This is a genomic window from Paenibacillus sp. FSL R10-2748 (assembly GCF_038005565.1).
Classification (GTDB): Bacteria; Bacillota; Bacilli; order Paenibacillales; family Paenibacillaceae; genus Paenibacillus; species Paenibacillus polymyxa_B.
Genome location: NZ_JBBOTK010000002.1, coordinates 308,331 through 320,700, shown reverse-complemented (window position 1 = coordinate 320,700; position 12,370 = coordinate 308,331). Strand labels below are relative to the sequence as shown.

10 protein-coding genes are annotated in these 12,370 nt (G+C 46.4%); 9 read left to right on the top strand and 1 reads right to left on the bottom strand.

Annotation, left to right across the window (positions count from 1 at the left end; translation table 11 throughout):
- The first annotated feature begins 53 nt into the window (after positions 1–53).
- The 9 genes from NSS66_RS07995 to NSS66_RS07955 all read left to right on the top strand — a co-directional run bounded on the left by NSS66_RS07995 (position 54) and on the right by NSS66_RS07955 (position 11,478).
- A complete protein-coding gene (locus tag NSS66_RS07995) occupies positions 54–734 on the top strand; it encodes a TIGR00266 family protein (protein ID WP_023989075.1) in 681 nt (226 codons plus the stop codon).
- A 175-nt stretch (positions 735–909) separates the two neighbouring features.
- A complete protein-coding gene (locus NSS66_RS07990; protein WP_338532495.1) occupies positions 910–1,857 on the top strand; it encodes a GDSL-type esterase/lipase family protein in 948 nt (315 codons plus the stop codon).
- The gene (locus NSS66_RS07985; RefSeq protein WP_028540691.1) at positions 1,857–2,933 is read left to right on the top strand and encodes an ABC transporter ATP-binding protein; all 1,077 of its coding nucleotides are present in this window, start codon (positions 1,857–1,859) and stop codon (positions 2,931–2,933) included. The genes NSS66_RS07990 and NSS66_RS07985 overlap by 1 nt, the downstream gene beginning before the upstream one ends.
- Positions 2,926–3,915: an ABC transporter permease gene (locus tag NSS66_RS07980; RefSeq protein WP_076295306.1), complete on the top strand. Its 990-nt coding sequence runs from the start codon at positions 2,926–2,928 to the stop codon at positions 3,913–3,915. Before NSS66_RS07985 ends, NSS66_RS07980 begins: the two co-directional genes overlap by 8 nt.
- A 98-nt stretch (positions 3,916–4,013) precedes the next feature.
- The gene (parE, locus tag NSS66_RS07975; protein WP_028540692.1) at positions 4,014–5,993 is read left to right on the top strand and encodes a DNA topoisomerase IV subunit B; all 1,980 of its coding nucleotides are present in this window, start codon (positions 4,014–4,016) and stop codon (positions 5,991–5,993) included.
- A gap of 22 nt (positions 5,994–6,015) precedes the next feature.
- On the top strand, positions 6,016–8,478 hold the full coding sequence (gene gyrA / locus NSS66_RS07970) for a DNA gyrase subunit A (RefSeq protein WP_023989071.1): 2,463 nt from the start codon (positions 6,016–6,018) through the stop codon (positions 8,476–8,478).
- Between the two features lie 275 nt (positions 8,479–8,753).
- The gene (locus NSS66_RS07965; RefSeq protein WP_013310615.1) at positions 8,754–9,224 is read left to right on the top strand and encodes a MarR family winged helix-turn-helix transcriptional regulator; all 471 of its coding nucleotides are present in this window, start codon (positions 8,754–8,756) and stop codon (positions 9,222–9,224) included.
- 282 nt (positions 9,225–9,506) lie between these two features.
- Positions 9,507–9,992 (top strand): MarR family winged helix-turn-helix transcriptional regulator, encoded by a 486-nt coding sequence (locus tag NSS66_RS07960; protein ID WP_023989070.1) that lies wholly within the window; start codon positions 9,507–9,509, stop codon positions 9,990–9,992.
- Complete coding sequence (locus NSS66_RS07955) at positions 9,976–11,478, top strand: DHA2 family efflux MFS transporter permease subunit (RefSeq protein ID WP_028540693.1); 1,503 nt, start codon at positions 9,976–9,978, stop codon at positions 11,476–11,478. Before NSS66_RS07960 ends, NSS66_RS07955 begins: the two co-directional genes overlap by 17 nt.
- Positions 11,479–11,615: 137 nt before the next feature.
- Here NSS66_RS07955 and NSS66_RS07950 read toward each other — a convergent pair whose 3' ends face one another.
- Positions 11,616–12,362: an RluA family pseudouridine synthase gene (locus tag NSS66_RS07950; protein ID WP_023989069.1), complete on the bottom strand. Its 747-nt coding sequence runs from the start codon at positions 12,360–12,362 to the stop codon at positions 11,616–11,618.
- Between the last annotated feature and the right edge of the window lie 8 nt (positions 12,363–12,370).

Below are 12,370 nucleotides of genomic sequence, written 5' to 3'. Positions count from 1 at the left end.
ATATCAGCAAGTTGAATGGATTGCAGACTACTTATGGAAAGCCAGGTGAACAAATGAGCTACGAAATCGTGCATGAAGGTGCCTTTGCTATGCTCAAGGTGCAGTTGAACCCCGGAGAAATGATTAAAGCGGAAATGGGAGCGATGGTTTCCATGTCTTCCAGTGTAGATATAAAGGGGACGGTAGACGGTGGACTGTTACGTGGTTTAGGCAGAATGCTGAGCGGAGAAAAATTCTTTTTTCAAGAACTGAGGGCAGCCCGGGGATCGGCTGAGGTGTTATTAGCCCCTGCCAGTATAGGTGATGTACAAGCGGTGGAACTGGATGGCACGTATAGACTGTTGGTCCAAAAGGACGGTTTTCTGGCTTGCACGGAAGGTATTGAGGTTAGCACCAAAATGCAAAACCTGATGAAAGGTTTATTCTCTGGTGAAGGTTTTTTTATCGTAGAAATCAGTGGTCGAGGTACGGTATTCCTGTCCTCTTATGGAGCCATTCATCCCATTTACATCGCGCCAGGAGAGGAGCGTATTATTGATAATGCTCATCTGGTGGCATGGCCGGATTATATGGATTATAAAATTGAAAAAGCATCTAAAGGCTGGTTGTCCAGCGTAACGAGTGGAGAAGCGCTTGTATGCCGCTTTCGCGGTGAAGGGACGGTACTGATTCAAAGTCGAAATCCGGGCAGTTTTGGACAATGGATCAAAAGTTTCATCCCTGATAGTAAATAGTTTGGTTCGTCTGATTAGAGTTGTGAGGATAAACTATTCGCACAAGAAAGTATAATATAAGGGTGGCCATTTGCCATCCTTTTTTTGCATGTTCATGGGAAATTATGTGTGACTCTAAGCATTTATTGCGCTTTTATTCAGAACGGTTTATTTGCAAAATGATATGAGAAGCCTTATGTTTATTTCACTAAGCTATCAGGAGGGAACACGAGTGAATTCATCAAAATGGATTTGGCGGTCTGTCGGTTCCGTTTCCATTGCCGCCACATTGCTATTATTGTACGGATTTATTACAGCAGTACAAAGTATCACGGCTCCAGAGCCTATGGTTAGCACTCAACCTGTACATTCCGGTTCATCGCAGACACAAACTGCGCCATCAGCTACTACTCAGACGGGAGAGTTTCGGGTAGCTGCCATTGGAGATTCGCTGGCCAAAGGCACGGGGGATGACTCCGGAAGTGGTTTTGTGCGTCGGTCGGTGAGCTTGTTAAATAATCAGGAAGGCCATAAGGCACAGCTCATAAATAATATGGGGATTAATGGACTGACGACTCAAGGACTATTGACCAAGCTGGATGAGCCTGGTGTTTCTTATGTGTTGAAAAAGGCTAACGTCATTATTGTCTCGATTGGCGGAAATGATTTATTTCAGGGGGCTCAGGCTGCCCAAACTGGCAAAGAGCCACCTACACTCAGTGGTTTGCGTAAAGCTGTGCCTGATGCCGCCAAACGTCTGCAAAAAGTGCTGACAAAGGTAGGGAAAATCAATCCGAATGCTAAAATTATCTATGTCGGATTATATAATCCATTCAGTGATCTGCAGGAAATGAAAATTCCTGGTAATCTTGTGGTCACAGAATGGAATCTGGCTGCCATGGCAATTACCAACCAAAACAGCAATATGACTCTGGTTCCAACTTTCGATTTGTTCCAGCAAAATTTGCCCGTCTATTTATCTTCCGATCATTTTCATCCAAACGGACAGGGCTATCAGGCAATCGCTGAACGTATCGCGCAAGGGTTTGCAGTTGCAACCACGAAGGATGCCGATAAAGTGGAAAATGAACAACAGTCTACAAGTAGCCAACCCGCTGAAGTGAAAAAGGGAGGGAACAAGTAATGAGCATCCAATCTGCTGACAAGACCGGGGCTGGAATAACCCAAAATCCGACATCAAGGGATGCAGTGTCCAGTTTCCATTCCGCCAATCAGGTTGGCAGCGCAGGCAGAGACAGAAGCAATAACGAAACAGTTCTCTCTGTTCAGCGCGTTAAGAAACGTATCAAACGCAAAATGATCATTCATGATGTAACATTCGACGTTCGTGCGGGTGAAATTTTCGGATTTCTCGGTCCTAATGGGGCTGGAAAAACGACGACTATTCGTATGCTGGTCGATTTAATTAAGCCTACGGAAGGGACGATTACTGTCTGTGGACATAATGTAAATCGTGACCCTGAGCAGGCTTTGCGGCATATTGGTTCTATTGTGGAAAATCCAGAGGTGTACAGCTACCTGACAGGGTGGGAGAATTTAGAGCATTTTGCCCGTATGCAGCCTGGTGTAGACGAGCCGCGTATCCGCGAAGTCGTTGAGCTTGTTCGGCTCGATCGCCGTATCCATGATAAAGTAAGTACGTATTCTCTCGGAATGCGCCAGCGTCTTGGTATAGCCCAAGCCTTGCTTGGTAGACCGAAATTGCTCATTTTGGATGAACCGACGAACGGGTTAGACCCCAAGGGGATCAAGGAAATGAGAGCTTTTATCCGTTTGCTAGCGGCAGAAGGCATGGCTGTATTTGTTTCCAGCCATTTGCTCAGCGAAATCCAGCTGCTATGTGATCGGGTGGCAATTATAAGTCGGGGAAAGGTGCTAGCTGTAGGTGGTGTGCGGGAATTGGTTGATACGCACTCGCACATGGCAGTATGGCAACTGGAGCCTCGTGATCAGGGTCTTGCCATATTGCAAAATTCTCCGCATGTGCAAATAATTACGAACGCTGATGAATTAATTGATGACAGCATTGTGGCAGGCAGCGGAGCCGATGCAATTTTTACAGAAATGGATGAAGAGCATATTGCGGAGCTGGTGACACAAATGACGGCTTCCGGTATTTCCGTTAAAGGTGTAACCAAAATCAACCCTACACTGGAGCAGCTATTCCTGAAAATGACGGAAGGTGAGATACTTGAATAACATTTTACCGCTCGTACAAAATGAAACGCTCAAAATTATCAAGAAGAAACGATTTTATGTCATTTTGCTTGTTTTACTTGTGCTTGTGCCGATTTTTACGTACGCTCAGATGAAAGTGGCAGAAAATAATCGCGAAAAATTCGGCAATGATTGGCGGCTCGAACTGCGTCAGGCGATTACCGATAATCAAAACTCGCTGGGAAGTGACCGGGTTCCCGAGGAATGGAAGACCTACCGTCGGGTCTTTGTGCAGCAGATGCAATATTATTTGGAAAATGATGTTAATCCTAATGAGCCGAGTGGTGTCACCTTTACCAGAGAGTTTATGGATAATTCCATAAATCTGTTCGTTCCGCTGTTGATTATGGCCATTGCTTCCGATCTGGTTTCAGGAGAACGGACAACAGGCACGATAAAAATGTTGCTGACCCGCCCCGTCAGGCGGTGGAAAATACTGCTGAGCAAGCTGCTGACATTGTATATGTTTGTCTCGCTCATTATTTTGGCTGTATTTGTGATTAGTTATCTGATATCAGGCTTGTTTTTTGGTTTTCGCGGTTTTAATGTTCCTGTATTTACCGGATTTCAAATTGTTGGATCGACGGTGGATTTGTCTGCTGTACACGCGATTCCACAATGGCATTATCTGATGCTGCAAGCCGGATTGATCTGGTTTGTCAGTCTTGTGGTAGCTTCGTTAGCCTTTATGGTATCTGTCCTGGTACGAAGTACGGCGGCAAGTATCGTGGTCATGATGGCTGCACTTATTTCGGGCACTATTTTGACAAACATGGCTGCATCTTGGCAGAGTGCTAAATATTTATTTATGGTTAACCTCGAATTAACCGATTATTTATCTGGAAGCCCCGCCCCGATTGAGGGAATGACCTTACCCTTTTCTTTAGCTGTACTGGGCATTTGGGGGGCTGCGGCATTGATTGTTTCATTCGCCGTCTTTACGAAACGGGATATATTGAATTAAAATGGACAAGGTAAAAGAAAACATCTGTTTGCATTTTTGGTGAAAATCATCAAGAATAAGGCAAAACACGGTTACGATTAGACAAAGGGGGAGCATGAATGGTCGACAAAATCGACTTGTCTGCGGGAGTGTCCGGCACACAAAGCGGAGCTTCGGAATATGGCGCGGACGACATTCAAGTGCTCGAAGGGCTTGTGGCAGTTCGCAAACGGCCGGGCATGTACATCGGGAGCACCAGTTCTTCGGGGCTGCATCATTTGGTATGGGAAATTGTAGACAACGCGGTGGATGAACATCTCGCCAAGTTTTGCTCTCGCATTGATATTACAATGCATAAGGACGGTTCCGTTACAGTATCAGACAACGGGCGCGGTATTCCTACGGGAATGCACAAAACGGGAATTCCTACGCCTCAGGTTGTATTCACCATTTTGCACGCCGGAGGTAAGTTTGGCGGTTCGGGATATAAAAAATCCGGGGGTCTGCACGGTGTAGGTGCGTCTGTAACGAACGCTCTTTCGGAATGGCTTGAAGTAGAAATTTACCGGGACGGCAAGATTCACCGTCAGCGGTTTGAATATTGGCAGGACAAGAAGGGCGTGGAGCATGTCGGGGAACCGACCACAGGCCTTGAAGTGCTGGGCAATACTAACAAGACGGGCTCGAAAATTACATTTAAACCGGATATTCGTGTTTTTCAGGCAGGCATTCATTTTAACTACGATACGTTGGCTGAGCGCCTTCAGGAAATTGCTTTTCTAAATTCGGGCCTTCGTATTCAACTTAAAGACGAACGCAGCGGAAAGTCAGATGAGTATTTTTATGAGGGTGGCGCAAGTCAGTTTGTTGCTTTTCTGAATGAGGGCAAGGATGTGCTGCATGACGTTATTCACTTTAATGCCGAGAAAGAAGACATTGAAGTAGAGATTGCCATCCAGTACAATGCTGGTTATACAGAGACGATTGCTTCGTTCGTTAACTCCATTCCGACACGTGGAGGAGGTACGCATGAAACGGGATTCAAAACCGCTTACACTCGTGTCATGAACGACTATGCCCGGAAAACGGTGATGTTGAAAGAAAAGGATAAAAACTTGGAGGGCAACGATCTACGTGAGGGCATGATGGCTGTAATCAGTGTCAAGATGGCTGAGGTTGAATTTGTCGGCCAGACAAAGGATCAGCTGGGAAGCGCTTCGGCACGGAGTACAGTGGATGCCATCGTATCTGAGCAGATGCAGCGTTTTTTGGAAGAAAATCCGCAGATAGCACAAACTTTGATCAAGAAGGCAGTTCAAGCATCCAGAGCACGTGAAGCTGCACGTAAAGCTCGGGATGAAATGCGTTCCGGTAAAAAGCGCAGTGAAAGTTCCAATTTGAATGGTAAACTATCGCCTGCGCAGTCCAAGGATTTTACACGTAATGAGTTGTTTATTGTGGAAGGCGATTCGGCTGGAGGATCAGCCAAGCAGGGACGGGATTCCAAAATTCAGGCCATATTGCCGCTAAAGGGCAAGCCGATGAATCCGGAAAAATCCAAACTGGCGGATATTATGAAGAATGATGAGTACCGTGCTATTACAGCAGCTATTGGTGCGGGAGTAGGAACAGAGTTTTCGCTGGAAGACAGCAATTATTCCAAAATCATCATTATGACCGATGCAGATACAGATGGTGCGCACATTCAAGTGCTGTTGTTGACGTTCTTTTATCGGTACATGAAAGAGCTTATTGATGCAGGACGCATATTTATTGCTCAACCGCCATTGTATAAAATAACTCGAAAGTCGGGTAAGCTCGAAACGGTGCGTTATGCTTGGACTGACGAGCAGCTTGATAATTATTTAAAAGAATTTGGACGAAATTTTGAGCTTCAGCGCTATAAAGGACTTGGGGAAATGAACCCTGATCAGTTATGGGAAACAACGATGAATCCCGATTCACGCACCTTGCTACGCGTTCAGATAGAGGATGCAGCCAAGGCTGAACGCAGGGTGTCCACTTTGATGGGTGATAAGGTGGATCCGCGCAAGCGCTGGATCGTGGAAAACGTAGATTTTACGGAATACGTAGAGTAGTGCTATCAAAAGAGGTGTATACATGAGCTTATCGGAGCAGTTTTTGCCAGCTTTTCTGGAGGAAGTGGTCGGTGACCGCTTTGGCCGATATTCCAAATATATTATTCAGGATCGGGCGATACCCGACGTACGGGACGGATTAAAACCCGTACAACGTCGTATTCTTTATGCAATGTACGATTCGGGCAATACGCCGGATAAAGCATATCGTAAATCGGCCAAAACCGTTGGGGACGTTATGGGTAATTACCACCCCCACGGTGACTCGTCGATATACGACGGCATGGTACGGATGGCGCAGCCTTGGAAAATGAGTCACGTGCTGGTGGACGGTCACGGTAACTGGGGCTCCCAGGATGATGATCCGGCGGCAGCTATGCGTTATACGGAGGCTCGCTTGTCTCCGATCGCAATGGAAATGCTGCGCGATATTGAAAAGCGTACGGTTTTGTTCAAGGACAATTTTGATAACTCGGCCAAAGAGCCCGTTGTGTTGCCGTCTCGTTATCCAAATTTGTTGGTGAACGGTTCCAGTGGGATCTCGGCGGGATTTGCGACAGAGATCCCTACACATAGTTTACGCGAAGTTATTGATGCCAGCATTGCGGTGATGGAAAAGCCAGAGATTGAGCTGGAAGAGATTATGACCTTTATCAAAGGTCCTGATTTCCCGACTGGCGGACTCATTATGGGTGGCGAAGGCATCAAGGACGCTTACCGCACGGGAAAAGGACGTATTTATATTCGTTCCAAAACGGAAATTCAGTCCTTGCGCGGAGGTAAGCAGCAGCTAGTCATTACCGAAATCCCATACCAGATCGTCAAATCAAGGCTCGTAACCGCCATGGAGAATATCCGTCTGGAGAAAAAGGTGGAAGGGATTGCCGAGGTTCGTGACGAAAGCGGACGAAATGGTTTGCGCATTGTTGTGGAGCTGAAGAAGGAAGCCGATGCGGAAGGGATTTTAGCTTATTTGCTGAAAAAAACCGACCTACAGGTGGCATATAACTTCAACATGGTAGCTATTGTGAACAAAGCGCCACATCAGCTTGGGCTAAAGTCCATTTTGGAAGCGTATATCGCCCATCAACGCGAAGTTGTCACTCACCGTATCCAGTATGAACTGGAAAAGGCAGAGGATCGTGCCCATGTGCTGGAAGGTTTGGTCAAGGCGCTGAACATTCTGGATGAGGTCATCGCAGCCATTAAAGCTTCCAAAAATCGCCAGGACGCGCAAAATAATTTGCAATGGATGTTTGGTTTTAGCGAACGTCAGGCAGATTCTATTTTGACTTTGCAGTTGTATCGTCTCACCAATCTGGAAATCACCACGCTTGAAAAAGAACTGGGGGACATCCAGAAAAAAATCGCGCAATATCGTTCTATTCTGGAAAGTGATCGCAAGCTGATCAGCCTGATTCGCAAGGAACTGTTGGAAATTCGCGAAAAGTACGGCATTGACCGTCGTTCAGATATCCAGGGCGAGGTAGAAGAGATTAAGGTGAACCTGGAAGTCATGGTGGGAGCAGAGGATGTGCTGCTGACACTCTCGAAAGATGGCTATGTGAAACGCACAAGTATGTTGTCATTCACTCGTTCAGGCGGGGAACGTTCAAGTTCTGGTGTTAAAGAAGGGGATTACGTTACCCAATTGCTTGATGTGAATACGCTGGACATATTGCTCGTCTTCACCCAGCGTGGACAATACTTTTTATTGCCTGTACATCAGGTGCCAGAGTATAAGTGGAAAGAGCCGGGCACACCAATTGTCAACGTTATTCCGTTATCGAAGGAAGATCGTATCGTAAGTGTTATTCCGCTTAAAAACATCGAGGAAATAGGAAAAAGCCTGGTATTTGTAACAAAGAAGGGCCAAGTAAAGCGTACAGAATTAAAAGAATATGCTACAAAACGTTCCAGTGCCGTAGCCGCCTGCAAAGTAGCAGGGGACGATGAGGTGTTATCGGTAACGTTAAGCGAGGGTACCCAGGATATTATGCTGATTACCCGCGCGGGTATGAGTATACGCTTCAAGGAGCAAGAGGTTAATGCGATGGGGCGCGTCTCGGCTGGTGTCAAAGGTATACAGCTAGCCGAAGGCGATGAAATTATCGCGGCGTTGTGGGTAGAAGAGGATGAAGGAGAAGTGTTGGTGCTGACCGAGTCCGGTTATGGTAAGCGTACGCTTCTGCTGGATTATCCTACACAGGGAAGAGGCGGCAAAGGTATCACCACCTTTGAGTTCAAGGAAGGCAAACGAGTACGTTCGAATGGAACTCGAATCGTGGCTGCCTTCTATTGCCGTGAAGCTGTTCAATTATTTGCAATCACAGCAGAAGGACAAACGATGTCCTTCCTTTCGGAAAAGGCCCCTTTGACCGACCGAAAGGATACAGGCAAGCTGCTAGCTCCAGTGGAGAAGAAGGACGAAATTGTGAATGTGCTGCTGCGTAGTGAGCCGCAAGCTTCTCAGTCCATAGAATAATAGGAAAGTCAAGCGCTTTTTAGCTCGAAAAAGAGAGGTCCTCTCGTGCCATTCCGGCACGAATGAGGACCTTTTTGCCGTCATGCTGTCGAACCCTGACCAGCCTTCAAAACCGAAGTGAGACTTCCTTCCCCTTTTCATTTCGTGCTCCAAAAACGGCAGGAAACCGGGGCTGAATGGCGAAAATTTAATGTGATGAAATACAATCCGGACGGTGGCCCATACGGTAACTTTGATGCTTTTACTGACCCTGTTATTTAAAGGAGTGAGGCAAAATGCAAACGACCGAATTTGCGAAAATCTGGTCCAGAATGGCTAAGGATTATAAGGTTCATATGGAACAGCAGCTGGCTCCATCACTAACGGAAGCTCAACTTACGGTGCTGGAGGTTTTGAACGAATACGGCCGTATGAAACCGTCTCAACTAATCCCATATCTCGCCACCACACCAGCCGCGGTTACGATGCTGCTGGATCGGATGGAGCGGAATCGACTGGTCACCCGTTTCAGAGACGTAAAGGACCGTAGAATTGTATGGATTGTTATCTCGGATCAAGGGAGAGAAGAAGTAGAGCGTGGATTGCGAATCCGGGATGATTTTCTGGGTTCTGCACTAAACCGAATTTCTCAGCACAATCAAAATTTGCTGGTTTATTTGTTGGGGAAAATTACAACGAAGGCGAAAACTTCAGTAATGACAAGTGAGGCTGAGGGAGTAAAGGAACCAATAGAGCGAGCAGAATAACTAGAATGGCGGCTACATGAAAAGTAGCTGTACGCAGCAGATTATCATTTTAAGGTAAGTAGGAGTGCGCGGATGTAAATACCTATCGTGGTATTCATACCGCGCTTTTTTGTGTTGAAGTATAGGTGATATTTGGGTGAATGTTGACATTTACATAAGAGATGATAAAATAATAGTTATGAATAAATAACATTTCGTATGCAAATAGTTTCTAGTATATGTATATGTATATGTATATGTATATGGATTGTCAATTGGATATTAGAAAGAAGGATGGTTCCAGTGAGTGATAGAGAGGAAGACAGACTTGAGGTGTACCGGATTATTCAATCGGTAAGGGAGGTTAACAAAACGATATTTTATTCCTTCTGGAATGAGGAGCAGCATTTGGATCTGACGGCCATTCAGCATATGGCTTTGGCAATTCTGAATAAACGCCCCAACATCGGATTATCCGAGCTGGCAGACATAGCGCATGTGGGAAGCAGCTCTATGAGTGGGGTAGTTGACCGCTTGACCAAGGCGGGATATATTGCTCGCGGACGGCATGAGCATGACCGTAGATCCTTAGTGCTGACGCTTACGCCAGAAGGAAAAGATATCATGCAAAAAGTAGACGCCATGTGGATGGAGCGCGTCTTGCCCATTCTGGACATCCCGAAGGAGCAGCTAGAGATGGTCCTGGATATCCATAAACAAATGATCATGAAATTAACACCGAAGGGAATGAATCAACTTGAGCAGTCCTCAAATGACACTACCAGGTAATGTACGCAGAGCACCCATTGTGGCCGCTCTGTTGATTGGCGCGATTGTAGCGATATTAAATCAGACGTTGATCAGTGTGGCTTTACCGAAAATGATGAGTGATTTGAATATAGATGCCAATATAGCTCAGTGGCTTAGTACGGGCTTTATGCTCGTGAATGGGGTATTGATCCCGGTGACCGCGTTCTTGATTGCCCGTTTCTCCACTCGTAAATTGTTTATTAGCGCGATGACTATTTTTTCAATAGGCACGCTGTTATGTGCTGTAGCTCCAAGCTTCAGCATATTGCTGATCGGTCGGCTTATTCAGGCCGCGGGAGCAGGTATCATGATGCCCTTAATGATGGTGGTTATCTTGAACATCTACCCAATAGAGCGTCGTGGCCGGGCGATGGGAACCTTGGGGATTGCGATGGGTTTTGCTCCAGCCATTGGGCCAACCTTATCCGGTTATATAGTACAGCATTATGACTGGCGGGTTTTGTTCTGGATCATCCTGCCGATTTCAGTGATTTCGATTGTGATCGGATTTATTTTTCTGAAAAATGTAACGGAGCAGTCCAAGCCAAAGCTGGACATTCCCGGCATCATTTTGTCTACGCTCGGTTTCGGTGGAATATTATACGGCTTTAGTGATGCAGGAACATCGGGTTGGGGAAGTATTCCGGTCCTGTCTACGCTTATCGTTGGGACTATTGCGCTTATTTTGTTTATTGTTCGCCAACTGAAGGCAGATGAGCCTATGCTGGAGTTCCGTATCTTTAAATACGATGTGTACAGCTTGACGACAATCATTAACGTGATTGTGACGATGGCTTTGTACGCCGGTATGATATTGCTTCCGATTTATTTGCAAAATATTCGGGGGTTTACACCGCTCCAGTCCGGTATGCTAATGTTACCGGGAGCGATTCTGATGGGGCTCATGTCTCCTGTAACGGGGGCTATTTTTGACCGAATCGGAGCACGCTGGTTGTCTGTAATTGGCTTGCTGATCATGGCTATAACGACTTGGGAATTTACACGGTTGACCGAAACAACCACCTATATGACACTGTTAATTAATTATACGGTGCGGATGTTCGGGATGTCGTTGCTGATGATGCCGATCCAAACAGCCGGGTTGAATCAGCTTCCGCAACGATTGAATGCACATGGTACGGCGATGAGTAACACGCTGCGTATGATTTCTGGCTCGATTGGGACGGCAATTCTGGTGACAGTGATGTCAACACAGAGCAGCAACCGTTTGACATCGATTGTTACATCTGAGGGACTGACCGTGACAGATAAAGCGGGGATGCTGGCTGCAGGCAACCAAGCTACAATTTATGGGATTAACTCGGCTTTTATCATTGCAACAGTGTTGAGTGTGGCCGCTCTGATTTTAGCGTTTTTCATCAAAAATACGAATGCACAAAACGCCCATCCCCGTCAACAGCTGGTAAACAGCAAGAAGGGGCAGTCCGTGGCTTCCTCGTCATAAAAGGATGGGATGACGCATTAATTTAATTTTCTGCAAAAAAAAGAACCTGCAATGCATGTTTGTTTACATGCGTTGCAGGTTCTTTGTGCAAATGGGGTTGAAGATGTTGATATCCAGATAGGGCAGGGTTTTCCGGTTCAAATTTCAGACGTAATCATGTTCTCATAAAGCGACCGGGGCCATTCATTCCATGGAAATTGGACTGGAGGTAACGAGTGAAATCTCATATCGTCCTTGCTAACCGGATGCGGTGCTCCAGCGAGTAAGGACCAGAGCGCGAGCTGTTGACCGGGCCGGCTCAGATTACCGCCATATTTTTGGTCACCGTAGAGGGGACAGCCGATCGCCTGCATTTGCACACGAATTTGGTGTGAGCGTCCGGTGTGCAACTTAATCTGCACGAGACTGAGTCCATCTGCTTGTCCGATCATGCGGTACTCCAAAATGGCTTCCTTCGCACCAGCCGTGCCAGGCCGAACCGCTTGAACCGTGTTGGTACGGCTATCCTTTAGCAGATAATGGGTTAGACGGCCCTGTGGGGCCGTAGGAACGCCATTCAGAACTGCTGTATACAGTTTGTGAAAATGACGACTTCGAACCGACTCAGACAGGCGAGAAGCAGCTTTGGACGTCTTAGCAAAAATCATGGCTCCACCTACAGGCCGATCCAGTCTGTGAACTAAACCCAAAAAAACGTTACCAGGCTTATTGTGTCTAATTTTTAGATCTTCCTTGAGTAAAGACAACAGATCAGGATCACCACTGGCATCCTCTTGCGTTGGAACATTGACAGGCTTTACAACCGCCAAAACATGATTGTCCTCATAGAGGACAGGAATATTCGGCTGTGCATGCTCATGCCGGGTAAGTTCATTTTGAGTCATAAGAGGAA